Here is a 14,959-nt window from a genome sequence, read left to right on the forward strand (position 1 = left end):
AGCGTTTTGATTTTGTGCATGATCTCTGGCGAAAATCTACTCGCTGACGATGCCGACCGGCGCCGTTTCGATCTTGAAGGCGGCCGAGATCAACGCCTTTGTATAGTCGGTCCGCGGTTTGCCGAAAATCTGTTCGGAAGGACCGGCCTCGACGATCCTGCCGTTGCGCATGACAATGACTTCGTTGGCGAGCGCGCGGATGACCCTCAGATCGTGGCTGATGAAGAGGTAGGCGAGGTCGTGCTTGGCCTGCAGGCTGCGCAATAGGTCGACGACCTGCGCCTGCACACTCATGTCGAGCGCCGAGGTCGGCTCGTCCAGCATGACGAAACGCGGGTTGAGCACCATGGCGCGCGCGATGGCGACGCGCTGGCGCTGGCCGCCGGAGAATTCGTGCGGATAGCGGTTGCGCGTCGCCGGATCGAGGCCGACTTCCTTCAGCACGTCGACGACACGCTCGTCGCGCGCATCAGGAGACAGCTTCGGCTCATGGATCTTCAACCCTTCCTCGATGATCTCGGCGACCGACATGCGCGGGCTAAGCGAGCCGAACGGATCCTGGAAGACGATCTGCAACTCGCGCCGCAGCGGCCGCATTTCGTTGAAGGACAGCTGATCGATGCCGCGTCCGTTGAACTGGATGGTCCCGGTCGACGAGATCATCCTGGCCAGCGCCAGGCCGAGCGTCGTCTTGCCTGAGCCGGATTCGCCGACGACGCCAAGCGTCTGACCGGCCCGCACGGTGACGTCGATGCCGTCGACCGCCTTCACATTGTCGACGGTGCGCCGGAAGAAGCCCTTCTTGATCGGGAACCAGACCTTGACGTCCTTGCCGACCATCACCGGCTTGGCGGCCTGGTTGGCCGCCGGCGGCTTGCCTTTCGGCTCGGCGGCAAGCAGATGCCGCGTGTAGGCGTGCTGCGGATTGGCGAATATCTCGTTGGTCGGGCCGGTCTCGACGATCTTGCCCTTGGTCATCACGCAGACCCGGTCGGCGATCTTCCTGACGATGCCGAGGTCGTGGGTGATGAACAGCATCGACATGTTCTTGCGGCTTTTCAGGCCGGCGAGCAGCTCGAGGATCTGCGCCTGGACGGTGACGTCGAGCGCCGTCGTCGGCTCGTCGGCGATCAAAAGTTCAGGCTCGTTGGCCAGCGACATGGCGATCATGACGCGCTGGCGCTGGCCGCCGGAAAGCTGGTGCGGATAGGCGTCAAGCCGCTTCTCCGGCTCGCGGATGCCGACCTCGTGCAGAAGTTCCAGCGTGCGCGCCTTGGCTTTGCGATCGCCCAGGCCCTGATGCAGCTTCAATACCTCGACGATCTGCTGCTCGATCGTATGCAGCGGGTTGAGCGAGGTCATCGGCTCCTGGAAGATCATGGTGATCTTGTTGCCGCGCACGCGGCGCAAGTCTCTCTCGTCGGCGGCAAGCAGGTCGGCGCCGAGGAACAGTATCCTTCCCGACGGGTGGCTGGCGGTCGGATAGGGCAGCAGCTTCAGCACCGACAGCGCGGTGACCGACTTGCCGGAGCCGGATTCGCCGACCAGCGCCACCGTCTCGCCCTTGGCAAGGTCGAAGGAAATATGGTCGACGGCGATCGACTGGTCGCCGGCTTGCGTGAAGGCGACGCTGAGATCCTGGACCGAGAGCAGCGGGGTGTCGCTCATCTGAACGTCTTGCGCGGATCGAAGGCGTCGCGGGTGGCCTCGCCGACGAAGACCAGCAGTGACAGCATCAGCGAGATGACGACGAAGCCGGAAATGCCGAGCCAGGGCGCGTTGAGATTGCGCTGTGCCTGCTTCAGCAACTCACCCAGCGAGGCGGCGCCGGGCGGCAGACCAAAGCCGAGATAGTCGAGCGAGGTCAGCGTCGAGATCGAGCCGCTGAGCAGGAAGGGCAGGAAGGTCAGCGTCGCCACCATGGCATTGGGCAGCAGATGCCGGAACATGATGGTGATGTTGGAGACGCCGAGCGCGCGCGCCGCGTTGACATATTCGAAATTGCGGGCGCGCAGGAACTCGGCCCGCACCACGCCGACCAGCGCTACCCAGGAGAACAGCAGCATCAATCCAAGCAGGATGAAGAAGCCGGGCGGCAGGATGGCGGCGACGATCAGGAGCAGATACAGCACCGGTATTGCCGACCAGATCTCGATGAAGCGCTGGAACAGAAGGTCGGTCCAGCCGCCGAAATAGCCCTGCAAGGCGCCGGCCGCCACGCCGATCAACGCCGAGCCGGCGGTCAGGATCAGGCCGAACAGCACCGATACCCTGAAGCCGTAGATGACGCGCGCCAGCACGTCGCGGGCCTGGTCGTCGGTGCCCAGCCAGTTCCAGTTGCCGACGTTGCAATTGGGGTCTGCCTCGCCTTTCGGATACTGGTTGCAGCGCGTCTTCTTGTCGTAGAGCCAGGACGGCTTGGTCGGTGCTGCTTCGGGAATAGCGTTGTTGACGGTCTGGTAGGAGTAGCGCACCGGCGGCCAGACCATCCAGCCATTGGCGTTGATCTCGTCCTGGATCACCGGATCGCGGTAGTCGGTGACGGCATAGAAGCCGCCGAACTTCTCCTCGGGATAAGCGACCAGGACCGGAAACAGGATCTCGCCCTTGTAGGAGGCGATGATCGGCCTGTCGTTGGCGACCAATTCCGAAACCAGCGACAGCACGAACAGGAACAGGAATATCCACAACGACCAGTAGCCGCGCCGGTTGGACTTGAAGTTCTGCAGGCGCCGCTGGTTGAGCGGCGACAGAAAGGGCCGCGCGATCCGAGCCGGCGCCGTTTCGGCCATGGTCCGCGCCATCAGACGTCTCTCCGCTCGAAATCGATGCGCGGATCGACCCAGGTATAGATCAGGTCGGACAAAAGCCCGACGAACAGGCCAAGCAGCGAGAATATGTAGAGATTGGCGAAGACTACCGGATAGTCGCGCTGCACCACCGAGTTGAAGCCGAGCAGGCCGAGGCCGTCGAGCGAAAATATGTTCTCGATCAGCAGCGAGCCGGTGAAGAAGGCCGAGATGAAGGCACCGGGGAAACCGGCGATGACGATCAGCATGGCGTTGCGGAAGACGTGGCCATAAAGCACCTGCCGCTCCGACAGGCCCTTGGCGCGGGCTGTGACCACATATTGCTTGCGGATTTCCTCGAGGAACGAATTCTTGGTCAAAAGCGTCGTCGTGGCGAAGGCCGATAATACCAGCGCGGTCAGCGGCAAGGTCATATGCCAGAAATAGTCGACGATCCGCGCCGGCCACGACAGCTGGTCCCAATTGTCGGAGGTGATGCCGCGCAGCGGAAACCAGTCCCAGAACGAGCCGCCGGCAAACAGCACCATCAGCAAAATGCCGAACAGGAACCCAGGAATGGCGTAGCCGACGATGACGACGCCGCTGGTCCAGACGTCGAAGGTGGAGCCGTCCTTGACCGCCTTGCGGATGCCGAGCGGGATCGAGATCAGATAGGACAAGAGCGTGATCCACAGCCCGATCGAGATCGACACCGGCATCTTTTCCAGGATCAGGTCGAGCACCGATATGTCGCGGAAATAGCTGTCGCCGAAATCGAAGCGGAGATAGTTCCACAGCATCATGCCGAAGCGCTCGAGCGGCGGCTTGTCGAAGCCGAACTGCTTCTCCAGCTTCTTGATGAATTCGGGATCGAGCCCTTGCGCGCCGCGGTATTTCGAGCCGACGTCGCCGGCGACATCGACATTGGCGCCGCCGGCATCACCGCCGCCGCCGCCGAGGCGATCGCTGCCGCCCTGGTTGGTCAGCCTGGCGATGACCTGCTCGACCGGCCCGCCCGGAGCAAACTGGATGACGGCAAATGACACCGCCATAATACCGAACAGGGTCGGGATCATCAAAAGGATGCGGCGCAGTATGTAGGCGCCCATCAGGCTTTACCCTCCTTGAGGACGACCATTGTGTCTGAAGGTGCCCCCAAGGCAATCGCCCCAGGCCAATTGCCGAAGTCGGTGCCGCCCTTCATTGTCCTGCCGGACATTTCTCCCCGTATAGTGACGGGGAGAAAGGGGCTGGCCGTAGTCTCGGCGCTTCTATTGCGACGCTTATGATCGGCGAAACCATCGATAAAAAAAGCGCCCCTCTCCCCGTCGCTATACGGGGAGAGAATGCCGGCAGGCAGGTGAGGGGCGGCGCCAACGCTCGCAAGAAATTCAGGCTTTGCCAATTTTTGCCGCCTTGTCTTTGTCGAACCACCACGACGTCTCGACCGGAAAGTCGTAATCCGGCTTTTGAGCGGGAAAGCCGAACATGTCCCAGAAGGCAGCCCGGTGATTCGCCAGATGGTATGTTGGAATCCAGTCTAGCCGCGCGCGCAAGACCCGATCGAGCGCGTTGAGCGCGGTGACGAGTTCGATCCGGCTCTGCGCCTTGCCGACTGCCTCGATCAGCGCGTCGATGGCTTTGCTTTCCGTACCCGGATAGTTGCGCATCCCCGGCGTTTTCGCCATCCGGGAAGCATAGAGGATCTCCAAACCATCGGCGGTTGGCGTCGCTCCGATCGACCATGCGAGCATGTTGAAGTCGAAGTCGAAATTGCTCTGCCGCGCTTCAAACTGCGCCGAATCGACCTGCCGGACCGAAGCGTCGATGCCGATCGCCTTCATATTCTCGGACCACGGAAGGAAGATGCGAACGAGGCCATCGTCCTCGGCCAGCATTTCCACCCGCAGCCGGTCGCCCTTGTCATTGACGACGAAATTGCCCGTTCGCTTCCAGCCGGCTTCGGCAAGCAGTCTCGAAGCCTCGCGCAGCAGCTTGCGGTCGTGGCCCGAACCGTCGGAGACGGGTTGCATCACCGGATCGCCGAAGGTCTCCGGCGGCAACTCGGCTCGAAACGGCTCCAGCAGTTTCAATTCCTGGGGTGAGGGCAGGCCCTTGGCCTTGTAGTCCGACCGCTCGAAGTTCGATTGCGAACGCTCGTAGGAGTCGAAAAACAGAACCCGCCTGGTCCATTCGAAGTCGAAGCAATAGGCGATTGCCTGTCTCACGCGAACGTCGCGGAACTGCGGACGGCGCTGATTGAGTGCGACAGCCTGCATGGATGGCGTTTTCTCGCCGGGAAATTCGCGTTTGACGACCCTGCCATCCTTCAGCGCTGGAAAGTCGTAGCCGGTCGCCCATACCCGCGCGGTGAACTCCTCGCGAAAATGCGTATCCCCTTTCTTGAACGCTTCAAACGCTGCCTGGCGATCAAGGTAGAAATCGATACGGATGCGGTCGAAATTATTAAGCCCGCGGTTCACGGCCAGATCGCGGCCCCAATAATCGGCGACGCGTTCATATTCGATGGTCTGCCCGGCCACCACCCGCCCCATTCGGTACGGCCCGGAACCGAGCGGTGGGGTCATCGTCGAGGCGTCGAAATCATTGGCCGTGTAGAAGGCTTTGGACACCACCGGCATTACGACGATGGCGAGGATATTCTGCGCGGACTGCTGGCCGTTGAAGGTAAGGCTGACTGTAAGCGGATCGATTGCGGCCGCATCCGTCATATGCCGCAGCGCTTGGGAAAGGTTCGGGTGTCCCCGGTCTTTATAGAGGTTCAATGCGAAGACAACGTCCTCAGCCGTCACCGGCGAGCCGTCATGAAAGCGCGCTTGTGGCCGCAGGCTGAAGCGGAAGCCGTTGCGGTCCTGCGACAAGGTAACGGATTCGGCAAGCAGGCCGTAGACCGCATCCGGCTCATCGACTGCCCTTGCCATCAGGGAATCGAAGCAGAGCTCGGTGCGCGGCGGCGAATCCCCCTTCAACACCAGCGAGTTCAGCGTGTTGAAAGTCAGGAAGCTCTGATTGAGGGTGGAGTTCGGCGGGGCGAAATTCATCCGGCCGCCCTTGGGAGCGTCCGGATTGACATAGTCGAAATGCGCGAAATCCGGAGGATATTTGAGATCGCCGAAGGCCGACAGGCCGTGCAGCTTCACGCCGGTCGGGATGGCGGCGAAAGCCCGGCCGGGCAGCAGCGCCGCGGCCGCGGCGGCACCGCCCAGGGCGAGGAAGTCGCGACGGGGCAGCGCCGTCATCAATTGCCACTCTTGTATTTGGCCGCCAGTGCCTTTTCCTTGACCGGGTCGATCCACCAGGAATTCTGGTCGACGCCGCTATAGGCGGGCTGCTTCTCCGGCATACCGAACTTGTTCCAGTAGGCCAGCCAAACCACGGCGCGGTAATATTGCGGCACGACATAGTAGTTCCACAGCAGCACCCGGTCGAGCGCATGGGTGGCGGCAACCAGATCGTCGCGGTCGGTGGCAAAGATGATGCGGTCGACCAGCGCATCGACGACCGGATTCTTGATGCCGGCGTAATTGCGTGATCCCGGCGTATCGGCGGCTTTGGAGCTCCAGAAATCGCGCTGTTCATTGCCGGGAGAGTCCGACTGCCCGAGTATCGAAGTGACCACGTCAAAGTCGAAGTGGGTGACTCGGTTGATATACTGGGTCTGGTCGATCAGGCGCAGCGTTGCGTCGACGCCGATTTTGCGCAGATTGGCGATATACGGGCTGGCGATGACCTGGTCGGTGTCGTTCCAGCCGAGGATCTCGAATTTGAACGGTTCGCCGGTCTTGGCGTTGACCATCTTGCCGCCCTTGATGATCCAGCCTGCCTTGGCGAACAGATCGACCGCGGTCTTCAGGTATTTGCGCTCAGCCTGCGGGTTGTCGTAGACCGGCAGCTTGAATTCCTGGGTAAAGACTTCAGGCGGCAGCTTGTCACGGTACTGCTCGAGGATTTCGAGTTCCTTGCCTTGCGGCAGGCCGCTCGACGCCAGTTCGGTGCCCTGGAAATAGCTGCTGGTGCGGGTGTTGGAACCGAAGAACAGGGTCCGGTTCATCGTCTCGAAATCGAACGGATACATCAGCGCGGCGCGCACCAGGCGATCCCTAAACAGCGGGCGCCTGGTGTTGAGCATGAAGGCCTGCATCGGTTCGGGCGACGCGGTCTTGAATTCCTTCTTGATGACGTCCCCGGCCTGAACTGCCGGGAAATTATAGGCCGTGTTCCAGCGCCTCGAACTGTTCTCCGGCTTGATGTCGTCCAGCCCGCCCTTGGTGAAGGCCTGCCAGGCGGCATTGTCGTCGAGAAAATAGGTGAAACGCTGCCTGTCGAAATTCTCGCGGCCGATTTTTACGGGCAGCTTGGCCGCCCAGTAATCGGGCACGCGCTGCCAGATGATTTCGGAGCCAGGCTTGAAGCTGGCGATCTTGTAGGCGGCGGAGCCGAGCGGCGGCTCCTGCGTCGGCTTTGTGACGTCGCGCTTCTTGCCGTTGGCGTCGGTGCCTTCCCACCAGTGCTTGGGCAGCACAACGAGATCGCCGATGATCTTCGGTAGCTCCCGGTTGCCCTTCTGGCTGAAGTGGAATTCGACCTCGCGGTCGGACACCGCGACGGCGTCGGTGACGTTTTCGAAATAGCGGCTGTACATCGGGCTGTTGGCCTTCAGCACCTGGAACGACCAGATCACGTCCTCGGTGGTGATCGGCTGCCCGTCATGCCATTTGGCCCGTGGATCGAGCCGGTAGGTCGCCGAGGAATAGTCGGCCGGATATTTGTAGCCGTCGGCGATCAGCGTATGGCTGGTGCTGCCCTCGTCCGTCGCCTGCTCCATCAGCGTGTCGTAGAGCAGGCCGCCGCCGAACTGCGCGAAGCCGGCGGCCGGCGAACCCTGCACGATGTAAGGATTGAAGCTGTCGAACGTGCCGAGCACCACTGAGTTCACTGTGCCGACCTTCGGTGCATCCGGATTGACGTAATCGTAGTGCTGGAAATTATCGCCGTATTTGGATTCGCCGATCAGCGACGAGGTCGTGCGCCATTCGTCCGCGAAGGCCGCCTGCAGGCCGCCGGCAAAAGCAGCCACAAACAGCACTGATTTCAGAAGCGCCCGCGCTCGGCCAACCGTCATGCGTTCTCCTCTTCGCGATATAGCGCCGTCACCATAGCGTCTGGGCCCAATCTAGATCATTTGGCGGCGCTGAAAACCGCAACCGAGCGGCTTTGTCGTCGCATATGCATTTTTCCTAACGAAAAAGCCGGGCTGAACCCGGCTTTTTCAAGGATAATGTCATTACAGTTTTGTTATTTTGCGGGTGCCGCCGGGGCGGCTGGCGCCGCGCCTTCTGCCGGCTTGGCAGGGGCTGCACCTTCGGCCGGCTTGGCGGGGGCGTTTTCGGCCGAGGCGCCGGGCGCCGGCAGCGGCTTCGGATTGTCCGACAGCGTGCGCAGATAGGCGATGACGTTGGCGCGGTCCTCATCCTTCGGCAGGCCGGCGAAGCCCATCGCCGTGCCCTTCACGAACTTCTTCGGCGAGGTGATGAAGTGGTTGAGATTGTCGTAGGTCCACTTCTCGCTGCCGCCCTTGGAGAACTCCTTCATGCCGGCCGAATAGGCAAAGCCCTCATGCTCGGCGACCGGACGGTCGACGATGTCCCAGAGATCGGGCCCAACCTTGTTGGGGCCACCCTTTTCGCCGGAGTGGCAAGCCTGGCATTTCTTGAAGGTGGCGGCGCCCGCTTCGGCGTTGGCAGTGGTCAGCAGCTCGGCGATCGGCTTCACGGCCGCGGCGGGAGCGGCCGGGCCGCCTTCGGCGGGCTCGGTCGCCTCGATGGCGAAGCCGGGCTTTTCAGGCGCCGGCGAGGCAAACAGCGCGTCGGACACGATGCCAACGGAAAAGACGATGAACACGGTGCCGAGAAAGCCGGCGAGCAGCTTGTTGACTTCGTTGGAATCCATACGCCCCAGGCTCCCTTTTCCGGCGGACCGATCCGTCCACTCCGTCCGTCGGTATCGTGAACCACCCTGCGAGGCGGTCAAATCGCGCGGAAACTAGGTCTTTTGCTCCGGCGTTGCAACACCTATAAGGGCGCTGCCAGTGAGACCTTTTGCCACTTTTGTCCCCCTCTTTTTCGAGCCCCTGCCCGCCTCATGTCCACGCTCATCCTGATCCCGGCCCGCATGGCCTCGACGCGCCTGCCGGGCAAGCCGCTGGCCGACATTGCCGGCACTCCGATGATCGTCCACGTCGCCCGCCGTGCTGCCGAGGCGGGGCTCGGCCGGGTCGTCGTCGCCACCGACACGCAAGGCGTTGCGGAGGCGGTGCGCGCGCATGGTTTCGAGGCGGTGATGACGCGGGCGGGCCACGAAACCGGTTCCGACCGCATCTTCGAAGCGCTGACCATCCTCGACCCTGGCAACAGCGTCGAGACCATCGTCAATGTGCAGGGCGATCTGCCGACCATCGACCCCCTTGTTATCGGCGCCGCGCTGAAGCCTTTCGAGAACGCAGCGGTGGATATCGCCACGCTCTGCGTCGAGATCGTACGCGACGAGGAAAAGACCAATCCGAACGTCGTCAAGCTGGTCGGCTCGCCACTCTCGACAACGCGGCTCAGGGCGCTCTATTTCACCCGCGCCACCGCCCCTTGGGGCGAAGGCCCGCTCTACCATCATATCGGCCTCTATGCCTATCGCCGCGCCGCGCTCGAACGCTTCGTTGCGCTAAGGCCGTCGCCGCTGGAGCGCCGCGAGCGGCTGGAGCAGTTGCGGGCGCTGGAGGCCGGCATGCGCATCGATGCGGAGATCGTGCAGTCGGTGCCGCTTGGCGTCGATACACCGGACGATCTCGAACGCGCCAGGGCGCACCTTTCCAACTAAGAAATTCTTCCGCCAATTCCCGAGACCCCGCGCATGCCTGAAAAGACCAACAAAATATCCTTCCAGGGCGAGCCGGGCGCCAATTCCGACACCGCCTGCCGCAACATGTTCCCGTCGATGGAGCCGTTGCCGTGCCCGACCTTCGAGGACGCCTTCAACGCCGTCGAGACCGGCAAGGCCGATCTGGCGATGATCCCGATCGAGAACACCATTGCCGGCCGCGTCGCCGACATCCATCACCTCTTGCCGGAATCGAAGTTGCACATCATCGGCGAATACTTTCTGCCGATCCACTTCCAGCTGATGGTGCTGCCCGGCGTCAGGCGCGACGAGATCAGGACCGTGCACAGCCACATCCACGCGCTCGGCCAATGCCGCAAATACATCCGCAAGAACGGCTGGAAGGCGACGGTGGCCGGCGACACCGCGGGCGCCGCCAAGATGGTCGCCGCGATGAAGGACCGCACCATGGCGGCGCTGGCGCCGGCGCTGGCCTCAACGCTCTACGGGCTCGACATCATCGAGGAGAATGTCGAGGACACCGACAGCAACGTCACCCGCTTCGTCGTGCTGACCAAGAACAAGCAATGGGCTGAACGTCCCTCGGCCGACGCCAGGATGATGACGACCTTCATCTTCCGCGTCCGCAATGTGCCGGCGGCGCTCTACAAGGCGATGGGCGGCTTCGCCACCAACGGCATCAACATGACCAAGCTGGAAAGCTACCAGCTCGGCGCGTTTACGGCGACGCTGTTCTACGCCGACATAGAGGGCCATCCCGACGATCCGCTGGTGAAGCTGGCACTTGACGAGTTGCGCTTTTTCTCGCGCGAAATGCGCATCCTCGGCGTCTATCCCGCCAGCGCCTCGCGCGAGCAGTGGAAGGTGGCGGATTAAGATCCGGTCAGGTCAGGCCGAGCTTGTTCCGTTTGGCCGGCTTGCCGCATTCGCGCCGGCTGATCGACCGGTTCATGGCGTCGATCTTGCCGCTTGCCTGGTCGGCTTCGCGCTTGGCTTTCGAGCGCATATCCGGCGTGAACGGGCCAAAGCCCGTCGCCGGGTTGGAGAAGGACGGCTTGGCGTCCACCGGCAGATGATATTGCTGCGCCAGGCCGTTTCGTTGCGCCAGCAATTGATCGCAAGGCACCTTGTCATATAGCAGCGAGGACTGGACGTTTTCGTCCTGCCGTTCGGACATCGAATTGCCGACGCAGCCGGCCATCGCCAGGCAAGATGCCAAGACCGTCATGTTCCAGCGCATGAACGTGCTCCTTGTCTTTCGCAGCTGCGGCTTCTCATGCGCAGCGGCAGAAGTCTTAGCCAGATTTTACGCTGCCGGAAAGCAAGCTTGCCACTACGGCCAGCCCTTCGACCGGTTCGCGGCGATCCTGCCGGATGATCGTTGCCTGCAGCGACAGGATCGAAAAGCCGTCGGCATCCAGAACCCGCTCTACATAGCCTTGCGAATGCGCGTAGCGGCGCGACGGCTGCAGGGCGAAGCCGGCGCTGTCAGACGATTCTCCGCCCGGGAGCGTCTCGACGGAGAACGCAAACAGACCGCCGCCGGCAAGCATTCCGGCAATCTTGTTCACCACCTTTTCGAGTGCGCCGACATAGATGAACACATCGGCCGCCGTCACCAGATCGGCTTTCGGGCCAGAATAGCAAAAATCCTGCAGGTCCGTCTTGACGAGCAGATCGTAGACGCCTTTGGCGCGCGCCTGCCTCAGCATGCCGGCCGAGATGTCGTAACCCTCCAGCCGGTCGGCGATCGGCCGCAGCTTTTGGCCCATGAGGCCGGTGCCGCAGCCGAGATCGAGCGCCAGCGAAAACCGGCCCGGCCGTGCTGCCCGGATGGCGCGGTCGAGGCATTCGGGCAGACGGTAGCCGAGCCTGTCGACCAGTTCACCCTCGAAACTACCGGCATAGTGGTCGTACAGCGTCTCGACGAAGGCGCTGGGCGGCGCCTGTGCCGCCGCCGCCATACCGATCAATTGCAGCTTGAGCACCGCGCCAAGCCTGTCCGCCGGGTCCAGCCGCAGTGCCGTCGTCCAGGCCTGCGCGGCACGATCGCGCGCGCCCGCCGCTTCCTGCATCTCGCCGAGGCGGAACCAGCCGGCTGGCCATTGCGGCGCCAGTTCGAGCGCGCCGAGCAGCAATTCCGCCGCTGCCGCATGATCGCCGGATGCATAGAGCATTTCGGCATAGTCGGCGCGGCGGTCGGCGGTCAAATCGCCGGACGAGGTCTGGAGCGGTTTCATGCGATCGGGTTCCGCCGGGTGTTTGCAGCCGGCTTGCGCTCTATGCTGGAGTCAGCAGTGACTTACAACAGGCTTCCCGCGCCGGAATTAGCGCCTATCTTGGGGCCATGCGCGCCAGCGACCTGCTTCATCCCCGGCCGGAAGGGCTGTATTGCCCGCCCGGCGATTTCTTCATCGACCCGGTGCGGCCGGTCAACCGGGCGCTGATCACACATGGCCATTCCGACCATGCCCGCTCCGGCCACCGCTCGGTGATGGCGACGCAGCAGACGCTCGACATCATGGGGCTGCGCTACGGCGACAGTTTTGCCGGAACGACGCAAGCCGCCGTGCTCGGCGAGACGATTGCGCTCGACGGCGTCACCGTCAGCTTTCACCCGGCCGGCCATGTGCTGGGCTCGGCCCAGATCAAGGTCGCGCACCAGGGCACGTGCATCGTCGCGTCCGGCGACTATAAACGCCAGAAGGACGCGACCTGCGAGCCGTTCGAGCCGCTCAAATGCGATGTCTTCATCACCGAGGCGACGTTCGGCCTGCCGGTGTTTCGGCATCCGGCCGATTCCGAAGAGATCGCCCGGCTGCTGAAATCGACCGAACAGTTTCCCGAGAGAACGCATCTGGTCGGCGCTTATGCGCTGGGCAAGGCGCAGCGCGTCATGCGGCTGCTGCGCGATGCCGGCTACGAAAAGCCGATCTACATCCACGGCGCGCTGGCCAAGCTCAGCGAATATTACCAGAGCCAAGGCATCGATCTCGGCACATTGGAACCGGCGACCGTCGAGACCGGCCAAAAAAGCGACTTTGCCGGCGCCATCGTCGTCGGCCCGCCATCCGCCTTCGCCGATCGCTGGGCGCGGCGTTTTCCCGATCCGATGTCGTGCTTCGCCTCAGGCTGGATGCGCATCCGCCAGCGCGCCAAGCAGGGCGGCGTCGAGCTGCCGCTGATCATCTCCGATCACTCCGACTGGGACGAGCTGACGGCGACGATCAAGGAGACCGGCGCCGAAGAAATCTGGGTAACGCATGGCCGCGAGGAGGCGCTGGTGCGCTGGTGCGAACTCGAAGGCATCGCCGCCAGGCCGCTGCATCTGGTTGGTTATGAGGACGAGGGCGATTGAGAATGCGAGGTTCGATGGTCACCTGCGCAGAGCTCTACGGCGCCCCCCTCTGTCCTGCCGGACATCTCCCCCACGAGGGGGGAGATTGGATGTCGCGCCGGCTTTCGCCAACCACCAACGTTGCTGGACGGGTGGCAAGGACGAAACTGCCAATCTCCCCCCTCGTGGGGGAGATGTCCGGCAGGACAGAGGGGGGCGCGACAGAACGCAAGCCTTTCCCATTGGCGCTCCGCTCATGAACCGCTTCGCCGAGCTTCTCGACCGGCTGGTGCTGACGCCGTCGCGCAACGGCAAGCTGACGCTGTTGACCGACTATTTTCGCAGCGTCGAGGATCCGGACCGCGGGCTGGCGCTGGCGGCCATTACCGGCGATCTGTCCATCGCCGCGGTCAAGCCGGCGATGCTGCGCACTCTGGTGATCGAGCGCATGGATCCGGTGCTGTTCGGCTATTCCTATGATTATGTCGGCGATCTGGCCGAGACCGTGTCGCTGGTCTGGCCGCAAGCGCCGGTCGACGTTGCGAACCACGAGCCGACGCTGGCCGAGGTGGTGGCCAAGCTGCAGGCGGCGAGCCGTTCCGACGGGCCGCAGGTGCTGGCCCGGCTGCTCGACAGCGCCAGCACGTCGGCGCGCTTCGCCATCATAAAGCTGGTCACCGGCGGCCTGCGCATCGGCGTCTCGGCGCGGCTGGCCAAGCAGGCACTGGCCGATTTCGGCAAGGTCGATATCGCCGAGATCGAGGAACTCTGGCACGGGCTGACGCCGCCCTATATCGGGCTGTTCGCCTGGCTGGAGGGTAAAGCAGAAAAACCCAGGAAAACGGCGCTGGCGCTGTTCAGGCCGGTGATGCTGTCGAACGCTGTCGGCGACGGCGACCTCGAAAGGCTCGACCCGGCCGACTACGCGGCCGAATGGAAATGGGACGGCATCCGCGTCCAGGCGGTTTGCGAAGGCGGCATTCGCCGGCTCTATTCGCGCACCGGTGACGATGTCTCCGGTGCCTTTCCGGATCTTGCCAAGGCGATGGATTTTTCAGGCGCCCTCGACGGCGAGCTTCTGGTCGGAGACCCCAGGCAGGCGACGGGCACGTTCTCGGACCTGCAGCAACGGCTGAACCGCAAGAGCGTGTCGCCCAAGATCCAGCAGCAATACCCCGCCTTCATGCGGTGCTACGATGCGCTGCAGATTGGTGACGAGGATGTGCGCGGACTTCCCTTCCGCGAACGACGCGGCCGGCTCGAGGCCTTCGTCAGGACACTCGATCCGAGCCGCTTCGATCTGTCGCCGCTGGTCGAATTCACCAACTGGCAGGCGCTCGAGGAATTGCGCCGCAAGCCGCTGCATCCGGTCATCGAAGGCGTCATGCTGAAGCGCTGGGATTCGCCCTATGTGGCCGGGCGGCCGAAGGGCCCGTGGTTCAAATGGAAGCGCGATCCGCACACGGTCGACGCCGTGCTGATGTATGCCCAGCGCGGCCACGGCAAACGCTCGAGCTTCTATTCCGACTACACATTCGGCGTCTGGTCCGGGCCGGAAGGATCGGAGGAGCTGGTGCCGGTGGGAAAGGCCTATTTCGGCTTCACCGACGAGGAACTGAGGCAGATCGACAAATATGTCCGCGACAATACGATCGAGCGCTTTGGCCCGGTCCGCTCGGTGCGTGCCGACCGCAGGAACGGGCTGGTGCTGGAGGTTGCGTTCGAAGGGCTCAACCGCTCGACGCGGCACAAATCCGGCGTCGCCATGCGCTTTCCGCGCATTTCGCGGCTGCGCTGGGACAAGCCGGCGGCCGAAGCCGACCGCATCGAGACGCTGCAGGCGCTGCTCGATAGTTAATGCGTGTCGCGCAAAAAACAGTGCAGCGGTTTTGCGGTAACGACATGCATCAGAACAAGAATC

General features: G+C 63.0%; 12 protein-coding genes. 4 read left to right on the forward strand and 8 right to left on the reverse strand.

The features are described from left to right. Positions 1-36 precede the first annotated feature (36 nt). The 6 genes from NKH41_RS00525 to NKH41_RS00550 all read right to left on the reverse strand — a co-directional run bounded on the left by NKH41_RS00525 (position 37) and on the right by NKH41_RS00550 (position 8,759). On the reverse strand, positions 37-1,668 hold the full coding sequence (locus NKH41_RS00525; protein WP_352770731.1) for an ABC transporter ATP-binding protein: 1,632 nt from the start codon (positions 1,666-1,668) through the stop codon (positions 37-39). Beyond that, the gene (locus NKH41_RS00530) at positions 1,665-2,804 is read right to left on the reverse strand and encodes an ABC transporter permease (protein WP_352540489.1); all 1,140 of its coding nucleotides are present in this window, start codon (positions 2,802-2,804) and stop codon (positions 1,665-1,667) included. The genes NKH41_RS00525 and NKH41_RS00530 overlap by 4 nt, the downstream gene beginning before the upstream one ends. Beyond that, a complete protein-coding gene (locus NKH41_RS00535; protein WP_352470038.1) occupies positions 2,804-3,898 on the reverse strand; it encodes a microcin C ABC transporter permease YejB in 1,095 nt (364 codons plus the stop codon). Before NKH41_RS00535 ends, NKH41_RS00530 begins: the two co-directional genes overlap by 1 nt. A 282-nt stretch (positions 3,899-4,180) precedes the next feature. Continuing rightward, a complete protein-coding gene (locus NKH41_RS00540; RefSeq protein WP_352770728.1) occupies positions 4,181-6,049 on the reverse strand; it encodes an extracellular solute-binding protein in 1,869 nt (622 codons plus the stop codon). After that, positions 6,049-7,932: an extracellular solute-binding protein gene (locus NKH41_RS00545; protein WP_352770726.1), complete on the reverse strand. Its 1,884-nt coding sequence runs from the start codon at positions 7,930-7,932 to the stop codon at positions 6,049-6,051. Before NKH41_RS00545 ends, NKH41_RS00540 begins: the two co-directional genes overlap by 1 nt. Positions 7,933-8,105: 173 nt before the next feature. After that, on the reverse strand, positions 8,106-8,759 hold the full coding sequence (locus NKH41_RS00550) for a c-type cytochrome (RefSeq protein WP_352770723.1): 654 nt from the start codon (positions 8,757-8,759) through the stop codon (positions 8,106-8,108). A 192-nt stretch (positions 8,760-8,951) separates the two neighbouring features. Between NKH41_RS00550 and NKH41_RS00555 the strand changes: the two genes are divergently transcribed. After that, positions 8,952-9,680: a 3-deoxy-manno-octulosonate cytidylyltransferase gene (locus NKH41_RS00555; RefSeq protein ID WP_352770720.1), complete on the forward strand. Its 729-nt coding sequence runs from the start codon at positions 8,952-8,954 to the stop codon at positions 9,678-9,680. A gap of 33 nt (positions 9,681-9,713) precedes the next feature. After that, positions 9,714-10,577, forward strand: coding sequence for a prephenate dehydratase (locus tag NKH41_RS00560; protein WP_023717847.1), 864 nt, complete (start codon positions 9,714-9,716; stop codon positions 10,575-10,577). Positions 10,578-10,584: 7 nt separating this feature from the next. On the opposite strand, the gene NKH41_RS00565 is transcribed toward NKH41_RS00560, so the two are convergent. Beyond that, a complete protein-coding gene (locus tag NKH41_RS00565; RefSeq protein WP_352770717.1) occupies positions 10,585-10,941 on the reverse strand; it encodes a hypothetical protein in 357 nt (118 codons plus the stop codon). A 55-nt stretch (positions 10,942-10,996) separates the two neighbouring features. Further along, positions 10,997-11,941 carry a methyltransferase domain-containing protein gene (locus NKH41_RS00570; RefSeq protein WP_352770715.1) on the reverse strand — a complete coding sequence of 315 codons (945 nt, stop codon included), beginning with the start codon at positions 11,939-11,941 and terminating at the stop codon, positions 10,997-10,999. Positions 11,942-12,048: 107 nt separating this feature from the next. Here NKH41_RS00570 and NKH41_RS00575 point away from each other — a divergent pair, with 107 nt between their 5' ends. Both NKH41_RS00575 and NKH41_RS00580 read left to right on the forward strand, forming a co-directional pair. After that, on the forward strand, positions 12,049-13,059 hold the full coding sequence (locus NKH41_RS00575; RefSeq protein WP_352770714.1) for a ligase-associated DNA damage response exonuclease: 1,011 nt from the start codon (positions 12,049-12,051) through the stop codon (positions 13,057-13,059). Between the two features lie 235 nt (positions 13,060-13,294). Then, positions 13,295-14,896, forward strand: coding sequence for a cisplatin damage response ATP-dependent DNA ligase (locus NKH41_RS00580; protein ID WP_352769233.1), 1,602 nt, complete (start codon positions 13,295-13,297; stop codon positions 14,894-14,896). Positions 14,897-14,959 lie beyond the last annotated feature (63 nt).

The organism is Mesorhizobium sp. M1169 (assembly GCF_040318345.1).
GTDB lineage: Bacteria > Pseudomonadota > Alphaproteobacteria > Rhizobiales > Rhizobiaceae > Mesorhizobium.

What these genes read in the sequence shown, in the direction of transcription:
- NKH41_RS00525 (WP_352770731.1), bottom strand. Translation starts at nt 1,668, where the DNA reads ATGAGCGACACCCCGCTGCTCTCGGTCCAGGATCTCAGCGTCGCCTTC.
- NKH41_RS00530 (WP_352540489.1), bottom strand. Translation starts at nt 2,804, where the DNA reads ATGGCGCGGACCATGGCCGAAACGGCGCCGGCTCGGATCGCGCGGCCC.
- NKH41_RS00535 (WP_352470038.1), bottom strand. Translation starts at nt 3,898, where the DNA reads ATGGGCGCCTACATACTGCGCCGCATCCTTTTGATGATCCCGACCCTG.
- NKH41_RS00540 (WP_352770728.1), bottom strand. Translation starts at nt 6,049, where the DNA reads ATGACGGCGCTGCCCCGTCGCGACTTCCTCGCCCTGGGCGGTGCCGCC.
- NKH41_RS00545 (WP_352770726.1), bottom strand. Translation starts at nt 7,932, where the DNA reads ATGACGGTTGGCCGAGCGCGGGCGCTTCTGAAATCAGTGCTGTTTGTG.
- NKH41_RS00550 (WP_352770723.1), bottom strand. Translation starts at nt 8,759, where the DNA reads ATGGATTCCAACGAAGTCAACAAGCTGCTCGCCGGCTTTCTCGGCACC.
- NKH41_RS00555 (WP_352770720.1), top strand. Translation starts at nt 8,952, where the DNA reads ATGTCCACGCTCATCCTGATCCCGGCCCGCATGGCCTCGACGCGCCTG.
- NKH41_RS00560 (WP_023717847.1), top strand. Translation starts at nt 9,714, where the DNA reads ATGCCTGAAAAGACCAACAAAATATCCTTCCAGGGCGAGCCGGGCGCC.
- NKH41_RS00565 (WP_352770717.1), bottom strand. Translation starts at nt 10,941, where the DNA reads ATGCGCTGGAACATGACGGTCTTGGCATCTTGCCTGGCGATGGCCGGC.
- NKH41_RS00570 (WP_352770715.1), bottom strand. Translation starts at nt 11,941, where the DNA reads ATGAAACCGCTCCAGACCTCGTCCGGCGATTTGACCGCCGACCGCCGC.
- NKH41_RS00575 (WP_352770714.1), top strand. Translation starts at nt 12,049, where the DNA reads ATGCGCGCCAGCGACCTGCTTCATCCCCGGCCGGAAGGGCTGTATTGC.
- NKH41_RS00580 (WP_352769233.1), top strand. Translation starts at nt 13,295, where the DNA reads ATGAACCGCTTCGCCGAGCTTCTCGACCGGCTGGTGCTGACGCCGTCG.